This window comes from Pantoea sp. S-LA4, assembly GCF_054482835.1.
Map to the genome: position 1 here is coordinate 37,533 of NZ_JBTLRC010000003.1, position 17,419 is coordinate 54,951.

Here is a 17,419-nt window from a genome sequence, read left to right on the forward strand (position 1 = left end):
CAGCCTGAATCAGGCCCGCTTCCTGTTCATTAACAGACTCAGCGACGCAGGCAGCACCGTCAGCGTCACCAGCGTGCCGGTCACCAGACCACCAATAATCGCAAACGCCATCGGTCCCCAGAAAACCTGATGCGAGATCGGGATCATGCCGAGGATCGCAGCGCAGGCGGTCAGCAGGATAGGGCGAACGCGGTGCTGCGCCGCTTGCCGGATGGCTTCATCCGGCGGCAGTCCGGCGCGGGCGTTGGCGTCGACTTCACTGATCATGATCACCGCGTTACGGATGATGATGCCAGCCAGCGCGATAATCCCCAGCAGCGCAACAAACCCCAGCGGTGTCCCCGCCGGCAGCATGGCTAACACAATGCCCGGCAGCCCAAAGGGTGCCATGCAAAATGCCAGCACCATGCTGGAGAAACGCTGTAGCTGGATCATCAGCAACACCAGCATGACGCAGAGGGTGATCGGCAACAGGGCGAACACCGAGCCGTTACCCTTATCCGATTCCGCCACCACGCCACCTTCTTCAATCCCGTATCCGGCGGGCAGGGCGGCGCGCAGCGAGGCGACCTGCGGCGCGAGCTGCTGCGACACGGTTTCAGCGCGCTGGCCGGGCGCGATATCGGTCTGCACGGTGATGTAAGCCAGCCGCTGACGTCGCCAGATCACCGGGTCGTCCACGCCCCACGTCAGGGTCGCGACCTGGCTGAGCGGGACTTTTTGCCCGCTGGCGGTGGTGAGCATCAGGCCCGCCAGCACAGTGGTATCCTGCCGCTCGCGATCGTTACCGCGCAGCACCACGTCAATCAGCCGGTTGCGGTCGCGCAGTGTAGTGACCACGCTGCCGGACATCACGGTGTTAAGGGCGGAGGCGATGCTGTCAGACGAAAGCCCGACCGCGCGGGCAGCGGTCTGATTCACCGCCAGGGTGATGACCCGTTCCGGTTCTCCGGCGGTGAGATTCACCTCGCGGGTGAGCGGCGAGCGGGCAATCACCGCCGCCAGCTGGTCGGCAGCCTGGCGTACTTTGGCGTTGTCCGGACCGGTAATGCGATACTTCAGCGGCCAGCCGACCGGCGGACCGAGTTCGAGCGGTGATACCCGGGTGGTGATGTCGCTGAAATGGTGCACCATCACCCGTTCGAGCCGCTTGCGCAGCCGATCGCGCGCGGCGAGGTTATGTGCCACCACCACCAGCTGGGCGGTGTTTTCATTATCCAGCAGCACATCCATCGGCAGATAGAAGCGTACCGCGCCGGAGCCAACGTAGCTGGTAAAGTTGGCAACGTCAGGATCGTTGCGGATCGCCTGTTCCAGTTGTGCAGTGCGGCGCGCCGTTTCAGCCTGTGCGGTATTAGCGGGCAGCGTCAGGCTTACCAGCAGTTCAGGTCGATCGGAGGCCGGAAAAAACTCACCCTGCATAAAAGTGGTGGCGTAAAGGCTGACCAGCAATATCCCCAGCGCGGCGCCGAGCGTGATTAGCCGGTGTTGCAGGATCTGCTCCAGCAGCCGGTGGTAAGCGCGCATCAGGATGCCCGGCGGACGGTGTGCCTTTACGCTGCCTGCCGATAACAGCCAGCTTCCGGTCAGCGGGGAAAACAGCACCGCCACGACCCATGAGCAGAGCAAGGCCAGGGTGATCACCACAAACAGCGAGTAGCAATATTCTCCGGCGCTGGACGCGGCGAATCCGACCGGTATGAAACCCGCTATCATCACCAGCGTGCCGGTCAGCATCGGGAAGGCGGTGGTTTTAAACGCATAGGTGGCGGCCTGCCATTTGCTGTCACCCGCTTCCAGCCGCGCCACCATCGCTTCCACGGTGATCATGGCGTCATCCACCAGCAATCCCAGCGCAATAATCAGTGCGCCTAGCGAGATCCGTTGCAGGCCGATATTCGCCAGCAGCATGCCGGTAAAGGTCATCGCCAGCACCAGCGGTATAGCGGCGGCCACCACCAGGCCAGCCCGCAGTCCCAGCGACACAAACGAGACCGCTAAGACAATCACGATCGCCTCGCCCAGCACCCGGACAAAGCCGCTGACCGCCGTTTTGACCACCGCGGACTGATCGGCAACCCGGGTCAGCGTAATGCCGTGGGGCAACTGGCTGGCTAATCGGCTCATCCGCTGATCCAGCTGCTGACCAAAGTCGAGCATATTGCCGCCGGCGGCCATGGAAATGGCCAGTCCGATGGCGGGCTTACCGTTAACCCGAAAGGCGGGAGCTGGCGGCTCGGCGGATTGCAGGCTGATGGTCGCCAGATCGGTCAGCGGAATAAAGCGTTGACCGATATGCAGCGTCACCGCCTGCAGGCTGGCGACCGAGGTTAAGGTGCCGCTGACCCGCAGCGCGATATTTTCGCGATCGGTGCGCAGGCTGCCGGCAGGGACCACCTCATTCTGGGCTTTAAGCGCATCGCTGACCTGCTGCAAATCCAGCCCCATTCCATCCAGCTTGCGCGGCGAAAAGGCAATCACCACCTGCTGCTCCTGGACACCGAGTAAGAGGGTTTTGCCGATATCGGGCAGATCGGCCAGGCTACGACGCAGGTTATCAACCTGATCGCGCAGTTCCCGCGCGGTGAAACCCTCGGCGGTAAAGCCATAAAGGGTGCCAAAGGTGTCATCAAACTCGTCATTTACCGCCGGCCCCTGAACGCCCTGCGGCAGCGAAGGCGCGATATCCTGCATCTTTTTCCGCAGCTGGTACCAGATGCCCGCCACCGCTGCGGGAGGCGTATCGTCGCGCAGATTAACGTAAATCACCGTCTGCCCGGCCCGGGTTTCGCTTTCAACTGCGTCCAGCGACGGGATCTCCTGCACCTTTTTTTCCAGTACGTCGGTGACCAGCTGCACGGTGGTATTCACATCAGCGCCCGGCCACTGCGCGGAGATCACTGCCGTTTTGATGGTAAAAGCCGGATCTTCGTTGCGCGACAGATGTTCATAGCTCAGCACTCCCACGGCCATCACCAGCAGCATGAAAAATACCACCAGCTGCTGATGCGCCAGTGCCCAGCCAGAGAGATTAAAAGCGGATGAGGAGGAAGCAGGCTTCATGGCGCCTCCTGAGATAACGCGACCTGTTCACCAGGCTGCAGGGTGCTGACACCGGCCGTCACCACCGTTTCACCCGGCTGGATGCCGGTGCTGATAAAAATCTGCTCTGCGGTGAAGCGGGTCATCACCACGGGGCGCAGCTGCAATCGTCGGGTTGCGCGGTCAACCACCCACAGCGCGGGTTTTTCACCGGCGCGGGTCAGGGCACTGGCGGGTAAGGCGATCACGGGCGGCTGACCATCCGGCAGACTGAGCATGACCGTGGCGCCAAGCGCCATGGTGGCAGGCGGATTGTTCAGCGTGACCCGCAGCCGCCAGGTGCGGGTCTGCGGATCGGCCTGCGGGCTGATATCACGCACGCTGCCGCTGACCTGCACGCCGGGATCGGAGAGCAGCGCAATATTCAGCGGCATCCGGTTATCTGGCCGAATCAGGCTGGGTTCTGCCAGATCAAATACCGCATCGCGCGTATCCCCGGCGGCCAGCGTCATCACGCTTTGCCCGGCGCTGACCACCTGACCCGGCTGCAGGTTGACGGCGGTGATCCTGCCGGATGACGGGGCCCTGAGCTGGGTCCAGCTGAGCGTATCCTGTGCATTTTTCAGCGCAGCCTCACTGCTGAGACGCCGCGATTGTGCGCTCTGAAAGTCCGCCTGGGCGCTGTCCAGCTGGCTGCGGGCGATGGCGCCGCCCGGCATCAGCAACCGCATGCGGTGTAAGTTAAGTGCGGCGACGCGTTCGGCTGCGCGGGCGCTCTCAAGGTCGGCCCGGGCGCTGCTCAACTGATTCCGGGCTGAATTGTCTTCCAGCGTTGCCAGCGGCTGACCCGCAGTGACACTGTCACCCAGTTCAACCGTGCGGCGGATAACCCGACCGTCGAGCCTGAAGGCCAGCGCCACCTCCTGATGGGCGTGGACTTCGCCGGTGAGCGACTGTGAGGCATCGTGACTGAACGCCGGGGCAATAACGGTTTTTACCGGTCGTAACGGGGCGACGGGCGGCTCGGCATGATCATCCCGGCAGCCGGTCATGATGAAGATCCCCAGCAGCAGGAACACGATCGGCGCAAAGAGGTGAACACTGAGGAGATGACGCCACACCTGACGGGCAGCATCCTGAATTAAGTCTGTCATAGCCGGGTTCCTGTAATGAGTTGTGCTCATTGAACCCGGCTTGTGTCCAGAATCCTTCGATGAACCGTCAAGAAACGGTCAAGTTATCGCTTTTCAGTTCACCGGCAGGTTAACGCCGATTAATAGCCCACCCTCCGCCGGCAGGCTGGCGTGAAGAGTGCCGCCGTGGGCTTCAATAATGGCTTTGGCAATCGACAATCCCAGACCGCTGCCGCCGGAGTGGCGTGCACGGGAGGACTCAGCCCGGGTAAAGCGGTCAAACAGCGTCGGCAAAAAATGGCGTTCCACGCCCTGACCATAATCACGGAAGGTCAGGGCGGTGTATCGATCGCCCTGGCTGGCGGTGATCTCCAGCCGTCCGCCCTCCGCAGCGTAGCGCAGCGCGTTTTCGCAGATAATGGTCACTACCTGACCGAGACGAAACGGATCGGCAGTCAGATAGAGATCCTGTGCCGGCGTCACGCTGATCGCCATGCCCGCTTCCCGCGCCTGCGGCATCAGCCAGCCGATCCGCTCGCGTAACAGTTCACTGAGGTTCACCCGATCGCGATTCAGGGTGAGCTGACCGGCATCTGCCAGCGATAACAGGTGCAGCTCATCCGTCAGCCGACTGAGCTGCGTCAGCTGTTTCATGATCATCGCCAGCTGCTGCGGTTCAGGCTGGAATACGCCGTCCAGAATCCCCTGTAGCCGGCCAATGGCCGCCGTCAGCGGGGATCGCAATTCGTGCGCCATCGCGACGTGTGAAGCACGCAGTTCCCGCTCGTAGCGCGCCAGCTGTTGCGTCATCTGGTTGAAGTCTTCGGTGAAGCGCACCAGCTCCTGTGGCGCCTCTTTCACCAGCGCCGCGGAACGGCCAAACTCGCCCTCAGAGACGGCGCGGGCCGCCGTCGCCAGCTGGCTGAACTGCGCCGACAGCGGACGAGCGAAACGCAGCGCCATCAGCACCATAAACGGGATCATCACCGCCACCAGCACGCCAACGGTAAGCCAGTCTGACGAGGCCAGCGAAGGGTCGGAAAAGTTGATGCCCCACCACTGATCGACAATCTGATGAAAACGGGCCGGATCGCTGGCGGGATGGTGCCGCAGCTGTGAGAACTCCTCCAGCAGGGCGGGCGGCATCCGGTAATAGACCCAGAATGCCTGCACGGCAAAACGCAGCCACATACAGAAGGCGATCAGAATCACGCTGCCAATCGCCAGAAACATGATCCGGACGCAAATCCAGCGCCACAGTGAGGGATGGGTCTCGTTTTTCATGGCTGTCTGAACCGATAGCCGACGCTGCGAACGGCCGGTAACAGGTCGGAGATGCCCGCCACCTCCAGTTTACGCCGCAGGTTGTAAACATGGGTGTCGACCACCCGCTCCAGCGCATCGCTCTCCGGCAGGCAGTGCTCCAGCAGAAACAGGCGGGTAAACGGCCGGGTCGGCGCACGCATCAGCGTCACCAGCAGAGAAAACTCGGTCGGGGTGAGATCGAGGCGGCGAGGGCCGGCGCCGTCAGTATTGACCACGGCGGTAAGCGCCAGCGGATCGACCTCTAATCCCGCCCAGCGCAGGGTTTCCGGCTGCGGTGTGTTGTACTGACTGCGGCGCAACACGGCCTGAACGCGCGCCACCACTTCGCCTGGGTTATACGGTTTCACCACATAGTCATCTGCGCCATAGCGCAGCGCGCCGATGCGATCCGGCGCGTCGCCCATCGCGGTGACCATAATCACGGGCGTGTCGCCGCGCCGCCGCAGCGCCGCCAGCACTTCGGTGCCGTTCATGCCGGGCAGCATGATATCCAGCAGGATCAGATCGGGCTGCCAGCGGCGGGCAACCTCCAGGCCGCTCAGGCCATCACCGGCGACGGTAACTTCATAACTTTCACGTTTCAGATACGCCTCAAGCACACCGGCTGCATCCGCGTCATCTTCAATAATCAGCACACGTTTTGACTGCATTTTCGGACCACCTTGACTGTTTCTTCATAAATCCCTGGTCGTTCATTGACACAGGTTTCACATACTCCGGCCAGAGACGCGTAACTGATCCCACTCGGTTCCGCAACGTGATGTGATAATGAGGAAACGTGATGATAACCGGAAAAATACAGCTTCACATGGTCTGTTTTTCGCTGGGGTTAAGCGCCGCCGCTGCCGTGGCGGATGACAGCGCAACGCCAGCGCCCAGCGTGACACTGGGCATGGCCGGTATCTATGCGCCGCGCTACAGCGGAGCGGATAAACGTCACTGGCAGCTGATGCCGCTGATTCAGGCGCGCGACGGGGCCTTCTTCCTGGATACGCAAAAGGGGATCGGCTACGACCTGCAGGCGGATAATGGACTCTATCTGGAACATACCCTGGGCTATGGTCTGGGACGCGCGGATAAAAATTCAGCGTGGCGTGACGGTGACGATCGGCTCAAAGGGATGGGCAACATCGATGCGACGGTCAACACCTCGCTGGCGCTGGGCTGGTCAGTGACGCCCTGGCTGGCGCTGGAAGGCAAAGCGACGCTGCCATTAAGTGACGGTCAGGGTGTGCAGTATCGGACTTCGGCCACCCTGGTCCCGTGGCAAACCAACAGCGACACGGTCGCCTTGCAGGTTTCCGGTCTGTTCGGGGATAGTCGTTACATGAACACCTTCTACGGCGTCAACAGCCAGCAAAGCGCACGCACGGGTTTTGCCCGCTACAACGCCGCCGGCGGTTTCTATGGCACCGACACCAGCCTGACCTGGAGCCATCAGTTCACGCCCGCCTGGTCGGCCAGTGTCATTGGTGAATATACCTGGCTCGACAAGCACGCCTCCGATAGCCCGATTGTTGAGAAGCGCAATGGGACATCGGCCACCCTTGCGCTCAGCTACTCCTTCTGATGAGGGCATGAAAAGGCGAGGCGGTATGCGCAGTCATCGAACCCTGCTGGCGGCGCTGATCCTGTTGTATCTGCTGGTCTACGCGCTGACCGGGCTGGCGATCAGCCTGTTTGATTCGCCGATTCGGGGGTAAGGCTCGATCGCGGGGCGCAGGGTGACTGCGCCCGCGCTGATATCCCTGGCTTCAGGTGCGTACGTCACGCTGGTACAGATGAAGGAGCTCTTCAGAGAGCTCACGCGCCAGCATGGAGGTCATCAGGTGATCCTGAGCATGGACCATAATTAAGGTCATCGGCTGCCGGGCTTCGCCGGCATCCTGCTCAATCAGCCGGGTTTGCATTTTATGTGCCTGGCGGGTGAAGGTATCGGCCTGACGCAGCAGATCCCGCGCCTGTTCGATCTCTCCCTGACGGGCCGCCTGCAGTGCCTCAAAACAGAGGCTGCGCGACTGACCGGCATTCACAATAATCTCCATTACCGCTTCTTCCTGATCGATCATGCTACGTTCTCCGGGTGGGTAAAACCGTTACGGGCCGATGTTGCGGCAAACCACTCACCGCTTTTTTTCACCGTGCGTTGCTGCGTAGCGATATCGAGCTGGACAAAGCCGTAGCGATTTTTATAGGCGTTACACCATGACCAGTTATCAATAAAGGTCCACATATGGTAGCCGAGACACTGGCTGCCTTCGCCGATCGCCCGGTGAACCCATTTAAGGTGCTCAGCAACGAAGTCGATACGGTATTGATCGTTGATCTGCCCATCCTCAACAAAGCGTTGCTCATTCTCTACGCCCATGCCGTTTTCTGAAATAAAGCAGCGTGGATTGCCATAATTGAGTCGCAGGTTGGTGAGAATGTCATAGATACCTGGCTCGTAGATTTCCCAGCCGCGATAAGGGTTCATTTTCCGGCCCGGCATCTCATAGCTGTCAAAAAACCATTCCGGCATAAAGGGCGCAGCCGGATTGATTGCGCTGTCACGGCATTTTACCCGCCGTGGCTGATAATAATTGACCCCGAGCAGGTCGATAACGCCTTCGGCGATCAGGGCGTTGTCTTCTGGTTGTGCTGGGGGTAACTGGCCGTACTGCCTGAGCAGTGCCACCAGATCGGCCGGAAATTCGCCGCGTAACACCGGGTCGAGAAAACTGCGGTTAAACAGCAGATCGGCGTGATGCGCCGCGGTGAGGTCCGCCGGATTCTGCGACCGCGGATAGGAGGGCGTCAGGTTGAGCACAATGCCGATTTCACCTGGAAAAGAACCGTCCCGGAAGGCCCGGACCGCCGAAGCATGGGCCAGTACCGTGTGGTAAGCCACCGTGGCCGCCCGGCGGAAATCCACCACGTTCGGATAGTGGAAGTCGTACAGGTAACCGCCTTCAACCGGCACGATCGGTTCGTTAAAGGTAAACCAGTGTGTTACCCGGTCGCCGAACAGCTCAAAGCAGAGGCGGGCATAGCGACTGAATGCCGCGACGACGTCACGGTTCTCCCAGCCGCCCAGCTGCTGCATCGCCATCGGCATGTCAAAGTGAAACAGCGTCACGAAGGGCGTGACGCCCTGCGCCAGCAATTCATCAATCACCTGGTTATAGAACGCTACCGCCTGCGGGTTAAGATCACCGCTGCCGTCCGGGATCAGCCGCGACCAGCTGATTGAGGTGCGGAAACTGTTGTGGTTCAGCTGCTTCAGCAAGGCGATATCCTGACGCCAGTGCTGATAGAAGGTTGAGGTGTCAGCCGGGCCAATCTGCTGATGAAAACGCGATGGCTGCTGCGTGTACCAGTGATCCCAGATGGTGGCGCTTTTGCCGCCGTTCAGGCTATCACCTTCGGTCTGTAAGGCGGAACTGGCGCTGCCCCACCAGAAGTTATCGGGAAACGTGTATTGCATGGTGCCTCTCTCCAGGAAATTAGTGGGTACCGGCGGTTTCAGCCAGCGGCGCGTGCGACTGCGTCTTCTCCAGTTCGGCTTTCATCAGCGATCGTTCGTAGGCGCGCAGAAACGGCAGATAGCACAGGGCGGAAAGCACCATGCAGACCAGGCACATCACCACCGGACTGATCGCCCAGTTGGCTGCCCATGACGCGCCAATCGGTGCCGGTGTGGTCCACGGCGTCAGCGACACCACCTGCGCCAGCCAGCCGAGCCGGGTAGCGGTATACGCCAGCACGGCGTTAAGCATCGGTACGCAGACAAACGGAATAAACATCAGTGGATTCATGATGATCGGTGCGCCAAACAGGATCGGTTCGTTGATATTGAAGAAGCTCGGCACGATGCCCATTCTGCCGATGGTGCGCAGATGGGTGGCACGGCTGCGCAGCAGCAGAAAGGCCAGAGGCAGCGTGGAGCCGACGCCGCCAATCAGCAGGTAGTGATCCCAGAAGCCCTGCAGATAGATGTGCGGTAACACATTGCCCGCCGCCAGGGCGGCCTGATTAGCGGAGAGGTTGGCCATCCAGAACGGGTTCATGATGCCAGTGACAATCAGCGCCCCGTGGATGCCGGCGAACCAGAAGATCTGACACAGCAGTACCGACAGCAGAATCGCCGGTAACGAGTCGGAAGCGGAGACCAGCGGTGCCAGCAGATGCATGATGGCCTGCGGAATGATCATCCCGGTTTTGGCCTCAATCAGCAGATTGAGCGGATGCAAAGTCCCGATAATCACCACCACCGGGATCAGGATCTCAAACGAACGTGCGACACCGGTCGGTACCTCTTTGGGCAGGCGGATCGTGACGTTGTTGTGCTTCAGCCACGCATACACGCGGGTAGCATAAATGGCGGTCAGCAGCGCGGTAAAAATCCCCTGACCGGAGAGGTATTCAGTGGAAATGGTGTGATTGGAGTAGGGGGCCGCCACCAGTAAAAAGGCCATAAAAGCCAGCAGACCTGACATCACCGGGTCCAGTGAGAATTGCCGTCCCAGGCTGGCACCAATCCCCACCGAGATGAAAAAGGTCATCACCCCCATGCTGAGGTTAAACGGCAGCATCAACTGGTCACGGTAGGTGGCGGAGAAGTCGAGCCAGGCCCGGGCGACGCTGTTGGTGCTGGTGGCGGAGAAGGGAGGAAAGATAAACACCAGCATGAAGGAGCCGATGATCATAAACGGCAGCGCGGCAGTAAAACCGTCACGAATAGCAATCACATATTTCTGCTGGCCCAGCCGGCCGGCCAGCGGCGTAATCGATTGCTCAATCACCGCGATCATGGATTGATAGAGTGAGCTCATAAGGCCGCCTTTTCCTGCGCAGCTGCAATCAGCGACAGCGCGAAATCCAGCACCTTGTCACCCCGTTGCATGCCGTAATCCATCATATCGATCGGTTGGACCGGAATCGCCTGGCCTGCTGCTTTTTCGCTCAGGCTTTGCAGCATATATTTTACCTGCGGTCCGAGTAATACCACCTGATAGCGGGAAAACTGTTCGTCAAACTCCGCTACGCCAAACGCGTTGATCTCAACGGCTAATTCCCGTTGCGCGGCGGCTTCCACCATTTTCCGCACCAGCATGCTGGTGGACATCCCTGCTGAACAACACAACATGATTCTGTACATGGTTACTGTTCCTCGCCTTTGACACTAAAGTGAGGCTGATTGGATATCATATGGAAACCGGTTTCCATCGACAGCAATCAGAAGTGTGATGCGCGTCAATAAGCCAGATTAGCGGTTTTTTTTAATTCGATTAGGGTCACAAAATTGACCGTAAAAGCGAAGAGGGGGTGGCTTATGGAAAATCGGTTTCCACGACTGGATGAAATGGCTATACTTTGGCCGGCGAACCATTGCGCAGATAAGCAAAGTGAGCATTTTTTGGCATAGCGCCGTTTTCAGGGGAGAAAAATGTCTACTATCAACGATGTATCGCGGCTGGCTGGGGTATCGAAAGCCACAGTTTCCCGGGTGTTGAGCGGTTCACGCGGCGTAAAGGAAGCCAGTCGGCTGGCGGTCCTGAAAGCCGTCGAAGAGCTGAACTACCGGCCAAACGTTATTGCCCAGTCGTTATTCAGCCAGACCACCCACTGTATCGGCGTTATCTGCGCGCAGGAAAACGTTAATCAGATCACCGCCTGGCTTTTCGCTCTGGAAAAGCAGCTTCGTCAGCATCAGAAGCATCTGTTATTGCGCTTTGCCCATAGCAAAAGTGACGTTCTGACCGCGCTTGACGAGCTGAGCTGTGGACTGTGCGATGATGTGCTGATCATTGGCGCGCGTTTTCCCCTTAATATTGATGATGAACATGTCATTCTGGTCGACTGTGCCGAAGCGGAAGGGCCGAACAGTATCCAGTTCGATCACGCTTTTGCCGCCGAGACCGCCAGCAATTTCCTGATTAATCAGGGCCGTCGCCAGATCGCCCTCATCCAGCCTGAGAACGGGGGCACCGCCGGGCAGGTCTTACAGGGTTACAAGCTGGCGCTGGAAAATAACCTCTTACCTTTTAACCGTAACCTGGTGATTACTGATGCGGTCTCTTCGTCGGTGGCGATTCAGATGCTGCTGAATAATGCCAGCAGCCGGAATTTCAACGCCTTGCTGGTGGCTAATGAGCAGGAAGCGCAAAGCGTTATGGCGCAGTTACAGGCCTTTAATAAAGCGGTACCGGATGACGTAATGGTATTCAGCCTGGCGGGATCGGTGAATTTACCCGGTTTACCCACTATTCCGGCAATTGAATACTCTCTCGATGCGATGGCATCACGCATTGTCGGCTGGTTAACCGCCACCACCCAGCAGATGCTGGGCAGTTCGGTATTACGTGGCGATCTGATTATCCCTGACTGGCGGCAGCGCTGATTTTGCAAGGCGGATTAGGCGACGTCGCTTTGCTGATGTTGTAAAAAGTGACAGGTTGCGCCCAGCATGCCGGAATCGTTGCCGTAGGTAGCGGTATCAATGCGAATATCAATTTGATATTTTTCCAGCTGCCGTGAGAGCTCATCAATAAAGGGTTCACGTTCGGTAATTCCCCCGCCGATGAAAATAGTCTGCGGGTCAAATACGCTGAAAAGATTATATAAACCGGCGGCGAGATCCTGATAAAAGCGATCAACCACCTGTTGTGCCTGCTCATCGCCCTGATCAAACGCGTCGAACACATCCTTACCACTGACATCATCGACCGGCTGACCGCTGAGCCGACTGAAATTTTCGCGCAGGGCGGTCATGGTGCAACTCTTTGCCATGGTATGGGGTTCGATATTGTTGTCGGTAGGGCGTGACGTCAGCAGACAGCCAAATTCTCCGGCACGATTGCGGCCACCGCGGATCAGCGCACCGTTACAGAAAGCCGCGCCGCCTAAGCCGGTGCCGATGGTCAGCATCAGAAAATCATCCAGCTTCTTCGCTTTTCCCAGCCAGCGCTCGGCCAGTAAAGCACAGTGCGCATCATTCTCAACCGTCGCCGGCAGCGAGGTTTTATCAGTCAGCCACTGGCTCAGGTTAAACTGATCAAAATCGCGAATCGTGCCGCCCATCGCAATATATCCGCTCTCCGGATCAATATAACCCGGCGTGCTGACCGCAATGCCGCTGCATGATGGGTTTTGCTTTAGCCAGGCGATAATCTGTTCCAGTATTTTATCACGATCGTTATGTGAGATATCAGCACTGTCGCTGGCCAGAATATTTCCCTGAGCGTCGATCACGCCCATTTTTAATGAGGTCCCGCCAATATCAAAGGCTGCAATGTTCATCTACGTTCTCTGCGTTTATTGTCGTGAATATCTAGTGTAGCGCTGAAAATTAATCATAAGCGGTGGCAGGTGGGTAATATTGTCAGGAAAAGTACGGAAATATAAAGTTGATAGCGCACGCCGTCCCGGAATAAGAATTATCTGGCAAGAGACAATCTTAACCAACGTTTTCCGGCACGGCGGCGGGCAGTCAGTTATTAACCTGTGATCTGACCACAAATAACCAACCACACGGATGAGGCTGCGTTTCCATGCCGTGCAGTGATAAGCCGCACGGCATAGTGGCCTGGGATGCGCCCAGAGAAGGCTACCACTTACGCAACAGCAGGCTGGCATTAACCCCGCCAAAACCAAAGCCATTCGACATGGCATACTCCAGCGCCATCGGGCGGGCGTTCAGCGCCACCAGATCGAGGTTACCCGCTGCGTCATCGGGATGATGCAGATTGAGCGTCGGCGGCACCTGTTGATGGCGCAGCGCAAGCAGCGTGAATATTGCCTCTATGCCGCCCGCCGCGCCCAGCAGATGCCCGGTTGCCGATTTCGTTGAGGTGATCGCCACCGCTGAATCGTCGCCAAATACTGAGCGAATGGCCGCGAGTTCACCGCGATCGCCGACCTGGGTCGAGGTCGCATGGGCGTTAATGTGCTGGACCGCTTCCGGACCGATACCGGCCTGACGCAGAGCGAGTTTCATCGCCCGGGCTGCGCCGCTGCCATTTTCCGGGCTGGCGGTCAGATGATAAGCATCAGCACTGGTACCGTAGCCGACCAGTTCTGCCAGCGGTGTTGCGCCACGCGCTTCGGCATGGGCCAGCGACTCGATCACCAGCAGACCAGCCCCTTCCGCCATCACAAAACCGTTACGGTCGCGATCAAACGGACGCGACGCCTGATGCGGATGATCGGCAAAACCGACCGACAGCGCGCGTGCGGCCGCAAAGCAGCCCAGCGTTACCCGGTCCAGCGCGGCCTCGGTGCCGCCGCAGATGGCGATATCGGCTTCACCACTTCTGATCAGACGCGCGGCATCCCCAATTGCCTGCACGCCAGCGGCACAGGCAGTGACGGGCGCGCCCAGCGGTCCGGTAAATCCGTGTTTGATCGAGACATGACCCGCTGCCATATTGGCGAGAAAAGAAGGCGCCGTGAAGGGAGAAAGCCGGCGCGGGCCGCGTGCGTCGGTAGTACGTACCGCATCCGCAATCGCGCCAAAGCCACCCACGCCGGAGGCAATGAGGGTGGCGGTGCGTTCACGCGCGGCTTCATCTTCAGGCTGAGGATGCCAGCCCGCCTGCTTCAGTGCTTCGTCTGCGGCCAATAGCGCAAATTCAATAAAGCGGGCCATCTTTTTGCGCTCTTTCGGCAGGATAAAGGCTTCAGGATCGTAGCCGGCCAGCGGATCTTCATCGACCGTCGGGACGCTGCCGCCCACCGAAATGCCGGTGCCGGCACTCATCTCTTCGGACAACCCCCGTATCCCCGACTGACCCGCGTTCAGGCGTTGCCAGACCGTCTCCACTCCGCAACCCAATGGCGAGACGATGCCCATACCGGTAATCACAATACGTTCAGACGCGGCTGAATGACTCATGCAGTTCCTCCTGTAGTGGCTCTGCAAGGTGGTGATTTACCGGTTGCAGAGCCGTGGTTTGATCGATGCACGCTTTCAACCTTAGCGCGGATGACGGAACCCTGCGTAACAGGGACGCACAACGCCACGTCCAGCCCGCCGTGTTTAACCGGAAGGAAATGCCAGGCGCAGCAGCACAGGGTGTCTGGAGATGTTCTCAGACCGGCTACCAGCATTGATCAAGTGACCAATTAAGTCAATGGTCACTTTTCAGGGTGCCAGACTGCGTAACACCAGCGCCGCCAGTTGTACTGAGGCTGCTTCCGCCTCATCGAGGTTGTACTGCAGCAGAACCGGGCTGGCATAGGGTTTAATCACCCGGTAGATCGCTTCTGCGGCTTCGTCTGCCGGCGTTTTACGTTCAAATTCGCCCGCCTCTCTGCCCTGACGAAGGATCTGATGAATCAGATTCAGCAGCCGTTCTTCATGCGCCTGGGCCGATGGCCAGCGATCGCGCGAGGCGACTGCAGCAATGTCATAGAGTTTGCGATCGTGGAAAAACAGTTCGCTGCCGGTGGTTGAAAGCGTGCGAAACAGCCGGCGTAGCTGTTCAGCCGCGCCAGGTGCCTCGCTGATGGCGGCTTGCACACGCTGCATGATCATTGCCAGCCGGTTAGCGCAGATCACTTCGCCAATGGCCTGTTTGGATTCAAAGAATTTGTAGATATAAGCCTTTGAAAAGCCAATCGCCCTGGCGAGATCGGAGACGGTGGTTTTCTCGTAGCCGTAATGGGCGAAGTGCTGCATCGCGGCATCGACGATCTGGTCGCGAACGTTATGTTCAGCCGGGCCGCGGCCGCCGTTATCGGTAAACTGTTCTGTCATTTTAACGCCTGATAGGTAGAGTCGGTTGCAAAGTGACCGGTGAAGGATATGGTCACATTTTAAGCCTTTTAGCGGCCGAATGCCATGTTTCCGGCCTGAAGCGGGCGCGGCGTGGATCGCGCCGCTGAGGAAAGGGAAAATTATTGCCGCAGGCTGCTGATCGGAATGTTCCACTGACTGAGCTTGTTGTAGAGCGCGGTGCGTGAAATCCCCAGCAGCTTAGCCGACTGGCGCACGTTGCCGCCCTGCGCGCGAATTGTCTCCAGGATGCAGGCCCGCTCATTATCCTGCAGCAGGCTGGTGGCGGCGGTAGTGGCCGGTGACATGCTGCTGATAAATTCCGCGGGTAAATCGGTCAGTTCAATGCTGCTGCTCTGGCAGAGATTCACTATCCGCTCCACCAGGTTCTCCAGTTCGCGGACATTGCCTGGCCAGTGCCAGGCCTGCAGGCAGCGCATCGCTTCCGGTGCCACCTGCGGCGGCGTCTTATTCAGTCGCTGGCATAATGCGTGGATAAAGGTCGTGACCAGATCGGGGATATCGCTTTGACGTTCCCGTAAGGCGGGAATGGTCAGGGAAATGACGTTAAGGCGATAGAAAAGATCGCGGCGAAAGGCACCCTGTTCCACGGCGCGCTGCAGGTCGCAATGGGTTGCCGCCACAATGCGGACATCCACTTTAACCGGCTGCGCCGCCCCGATGCGCAACACTTCATTTTCCTGCAGTACGCGCAGCAGGCTGGTCTGCGCTTCCAGCGGCATCTCGCCAATCTCATCAAGAAACAGGGTGCCGCCATCGGCCAGTTCGAATTTCCCTGCCGAGCCACCGCGCCGTGAACCGGTGAAGGCACCGTCGACGTAGCCAAACAGCTCGCTCTGCACCAGATCGCGCGGCAGCGCGCCACAGTTGACCGCCACAAAGGACTCCTGTGACCGGCTGCTGGCGTTATGAATCGCCTGGGCAAACAGCTCTTTACCGGTACCGCTTTCGCCGGTCAGCAGCACGGTGCTGTCGCTGCGGCTACTGGCGCGTGCATCCTTGATCGCCTGTTGCAGCACAGGCGCGCTGCCACGAATCATCCCGAAGGTGTAGCTGGCGCTGACGCCAAGCACCCGCCGGGTGATTGCCCGGATACGCTGATTTTCTCGCAGCGATAAAATACGGCCGCCATCCGGTGCCGGCATCAGTGACACCAGACAGGAGACGCTGCGTCTGCCATCGGGGCGAAACACCATCTCACGGTCGTTGCAGCAGGGAAGGGTGAGCAGCGAACCCGATTGCGGCTGCAGCAACCGATCGATATGCGCATTGTCGGCATCTATTCCGGCGAAAATCTGCCGGGCGTAGCGATTCAGGGTTTTGATGCGGCCATCGCGATCGCAGACCACGACGCCTTCATTCAGCGTTTCCAGAATCGATTGCTGTTCGGCCAGCAGACGGCGCAGAGTCAGCTGTTGTCCAATCGCCTCTGCGGCGGCCTGGACGGTACCGAGCGTGTGAACATTAAAACTGTCGGGAGTGGCCGTCAGCGTCAGCACGCCGATCATCCGGCCGCTGGCATCACGAATCGGGGCCGCAGCGCACTGCTGGTTGCGTTCGCGTAGTGCCAGCTTCCAGTTTTCTCCGCTCAGCACATAGACCAGCCGCTGTTCGCGTAAGCAGCGTGCGGTGCAGTTGGTGCCCAGCACCTCTTCACGCAGGATGCTGCCGACCGGCGTCAGGTCGCTGCCGCAGTAGCTCAGCACCACGCCCTGCGCATCGGTCAGATTGATGTGGCCATCCGGATTATAGGCCAGCAGATTCTGCATCACGCTGTGCGCCACGGCGATCAGTTCACTGTTGTGGCTGAGAATGGCGGACACTTCATCCGGTTCCGGTGCGCTGTAGCTGAACCGGCCCGGATCAATGCCGCGCTGCCGGGAACGTGTCCACGACTGCAGGATGCTGCTGCGGATCCAGTGCGGCTGCTCATCCGCCACAAAGGCCTGCCATCCCTGCGCAAGCAGCTGTTCCCAGCGCGCCGCTTCGCTGCCTTCCGGCAGACTGAAAATTGCGTCGCTCTCTTCTTTATTCGGCAACAAATCATGCAGCGTCGGCATTGCACACTCCGGGTCAGGATGAAATGTCCATTTTAATGACATGTTAAGTTGACATGTAAATTTTATTATCACCTGAGAGC

The 17,419-nt window shown here is 59.0% G+C and carries 14 protein-coding genes; 2 read left to right on the top strand and 12 right to left on the bottom strand.

All coding sequences use genetic code 11. The features are described from left to right. Nucleotides 1-9: 9 nt before the first annotated feature. From ACX3P5_RS20120 to ACX3P5_RS20135, 4 genes are all read right to left on the bottom strand, one after another. Nucleotides 10-3,063, bottom strand: coding sequence for an efflux RND transporter permease subunit (locus ACX3P5_RS20120; RefSeq protein WP_458969247.1), 3,054 nt, complete (start codon nt 3,061-3,063; stop codon nt 10-12). Beyond that, on the bottom strand, nt 3,060-4,196 hold the full coding sequence (locus tag ACX3P5_RS20125) for an efflux RND transporter periplasmic adaptor subunit (protein WP_233988846.1): 1,137 nt from the start codon (nt 4,194-4,196) through the stop codon (nt 3,060-3,062). The genes ACX3P5_RS20120 and ACX3P5_RS20125 overlap by 4 nt, the downstream gene beginning before the upstream one ends. A gap of 93 nt (nt 4,197-4,289) precedes the next feature. Further along, the gene (locus ACX3P5_RS20130) at nt 4,290-5,459 is read right to left on the bottom strand and encodes a sensor histidine kinase (protein ID WP_458969248.1); all 1,170 of its coding nucleotides are present in this window, start codon (nt 5,457-5,459) and stop codon (nt 4,290-4,292) included. After that, on the bottom strand, nt 5,456-6,151 hold the full coding sequence (locus ACX3P5_RS20135) for a response regulator (protein WP_233988844.1): 696 nt from the start codon (nt 6,149-6,151) through the stop codon (nt 5,456-5,458). Before ACX3P5_RS20135 ends, ACX3P5_RS20130 begins: the two co-directional genes overlap by 4 nt. A gap of 131 nt (nt 6,152-6,282) precedes the next feature. Between ACX3P5_RS20135 and ACX3P5_RS20140 the strand changes: the two genes are divergently transcribed. After that, nucleotides 6,283-7,071 carry a MipA/OmpV family protein gene (locus ACX3P5_RS20140; protein WP_336757116.1) on the top strand — a complete coding sequence of 263 codons (789 nt, stop codon included), beginning with the start codon at nt 6,283-6,285 and terminating at the stop codon, nt 7,069-7,071. A gap of 184 nt (nt 7,072-7,255) precedes the next feature. Here the strand turns inward: ACX3P5_RS20140 and ACX3P5_RS20145 are convergent, their stop codons facing one another. The 4 genes from ACX3P5_RS20145 to ACX3P5_RS20160 are packed head-to-tail and all read right to left on the bottom strand — an operon-like array spanning nt 7,256 to nt 10,641. Then, nucleotides 7,256-7,570 carry a PTS lactose/cellobiose transporter subunit IIA gene (locus ACX3P5_RS20145; RefSeq protein ID WP_233988842.1) on the bottom strand — a complete coding sequence of 105 codons (315 nt, stop codon included), beginning with the start codon at nt 7,568-7,570 and terminating at the stop codon, nt 7,256-7,258. Next, nucleotides 7,567-8,967: a glycoside hydrolase family 1 protein gene (locus ACX3P5_RS20150; RefSeq protein ID WP_458969249.1), complete on the bottom strand. Its 1,401-nt coding sequence runs from the start codon at nt 8,965-8,967 to the stop codon at nt 7,567-7,569. Before ACX3P5_RS20150 ends, ACX3P5_RS20145 begins: the two co-directional genes overlap by 4 nt. 19 nt (nt 8,968-8,986) lie before the next feature. Continuing rightward, nucleotides 8,987-10,315: a PTS sugar transporter subunit IIC gene (locus tag ACX3P5_RS20155; protein ID WP_336757112.1), complete on the bottom strand. Its 1,329-nt coding sequence runs from the start codon at nt 10,313-10,315 to the stop codon at nt 8,987-8,989. After that, the gene (locus ACX3P5_RS20160) at nt 10,312-10,641 is read right to left on the bottom strand and encodes a PTS sugar transporter subunit IIB (protein WP_233988839.1); all 330 of its coding nucleotides are present in this window, start codon (nt 10,639-10,641) and stop codon (nt 10,312-10,314) included. The genes ACX3P5_RS20155 and ACX3P5_RS20160 overlap by 4 nt, the downstream gene beginning before the upstream one ends. Before the next feature lie 288 nt (nt 10,642-10,929). Between ACX3P5_RS20160 and ACX3P5_RS20165 the strand changes: the two genes are divergently transcribed. Then, on the top strand, nt 10,930-11,883 hold the full coding sequence (locus ACX3P5_RS20165; RefSeq protein WP_233988838.1) for a LacI family DNA-binding transcriptional regulator: 954 nt from the start codon (nt 10,930-10,932) through the stop codon (nt 11,881-11,883). 14 nt (nt 11,884-11,897) lie between these two features. On the opposite strand, the gene ACX3P5_RS20170 is transcribed toward ACX3P5_RS20165, so the two are convergent. From ACX3P5_RS20170 to ACX3P5_RS20185, 4 genes are all read right to left on the bottom strand, one after another. Continuing rightward, the gene (locus ACX3P5_RS20170; protein ID WP_458969250.1) at nt 11,898-12,782 is read right to left on the bottom strand and encodes an ROK family protein; all 885 of its coding nucleotides are present in this window, start codon (nt 12,780-12,782) and stop codon (nt 11,898-11,900) included. Between the two features lie 307 nt (nt 12,783-13,089). Next, nucleotides 13,090-14,376 carry a beta-ketoacyl-ACP synthase II gene (gene fabF, locus ACX3P5_RS20175; protein ID WP_458969251.1) on the bottom strand — a complete coding sequence of 429 codons (1,287 nt, stop codon included), beginning with the start codon at nt 14,374-14,376 and terminating at the stop codon, nt 13,090-13,092. Between the two features lie 249 nt (nt 14,377-14,625). Further along, nucleotides 14,626-15,240: a TetR/AcrR family transcriptional regulator gene (locus ACX3P5_RS20180; protein ID WP_458969252.1), complete on the bottom strand. Its 615-nt coding sequence runs from the start codon at nt 15,238-15,240 to the stop codon at nt 14,626-14,628. Nucleotides 15,241-15,380: 140 nt separating this feature from the next. Further along, complete coding sequence (locus ACX3P5_RS20185; RefSeq protein ID WP_233988834.1) at nt 15,381-17,339, bottom strand: sigma-54-dependent Fis family transcriptional regulator; 1,959 nt, start codon at nt 17,337-17,339, stop codon at nt 15,381-15,383. Between the last annotated feature and the right edge of the window lie 80 nt (nt 17,340-17,419).

Bases quoted from the DNA above. Each gene is read 5' to 3' on its own strand.
- ACX3P5_RS20120 (WP_458969247.1), bottom strand. From the start codon at position 3,063: ATGAAGCCTGCTTCCTCCTCATCCGCTTTTAATCTCTCTGGCTGGGCA.
- ACX3P5_RS20125 (WP_233988846.1), bottom strand. From the start codon at position 4,196: ATGACAGACTTAATTCAGGATGCTGCCCGTCAGGTGTGGCGTCATCTC.
- ACX3P5_RS20130 (WP_458969248.1), bottom strand. From the start codon at position 5,459: ATGAAAAACGAGACCCATCCCTCACTGTGGCGCTGGATTTGCGTCCGG.
- ACX3P5_RS20135 (WP_233988844.1), bottom strand. From the start codon at position 6,151: ATGCAGTCAAAACGTGTGCTGATTATTGAAGATGACGCGGATGCAGCC.
- ACX3P5_RS20140 (WP_336757116.1), top strand. From the start codon at position 6,283: ATGATAACCGGAAAAATACAGCTTCACATGGTCTGTTTTTCGCTGGGG.
- ACX3P5_RS20145 (WP_233988842.1), bottom strand. From the start codon at position 7,570: ATGATCGATCAGGAAGAAGCGGTAATGGAGATTATTGTGAATGCCGGT.
- ACX3P5_RS20150 (WP_458969249.1), bottom strand. From the start codon at position 8,967: ATGCAATACACGTTTCCCGATAACTTCTGGTGGGGCAGCGCCAGTTCC.
- ACX3P5_RS20155 (WP_336757112.1), bottom strand. From the start codon at position 10,315: ATGAGCTCACTCTATCAATCCATGATCGCGGTGATTGAGCAATCGATT.
- ACX3P5_RS20160 (WP_233988839.1), bottom strand. From the start codon at position 10,641: ATGTACAGAATCATGTTGTGTTGTTCAGCAGGGATGTCCACCAGCATG.
- ACX3P5_RS20165 (WP_233988838.1), top strand. From the start codon at position 10,930: ATGTCTACTATCAACGATGTATCGCGGCTGGCTGGGGTATCGAAAGCC.
- ACX3P5_RS20170 (WP_458969250.1), bottom strand. From the start codon at position 12,782: ATGAACATTGCAGCCTTTGATATTGGCGGGACCTCATTAAAAATGGGC.
- fabF (WP_458969251.1), bottom strand. From the start codon at position 14,376: ATGAGTCATTCAGCCGCGTCTGAACGTATTGTGATTACCGGTATGGGC.
- ACX3P5_RS20180 (WP_458969252.1), bottom strand. From the start codon at position 15,240: ATGACAGAACAGTTTACCGATAACGGCGGCCGCGGCCCGGCTGAACAT.
- ACX3P5_RS20185 (WP_233988834.1), bottom strand. From the start codon at position 17,339: ATGCCGACGCTGCATGATTTGTTGCCGAATAAAGAAGAGAGCGACGCA.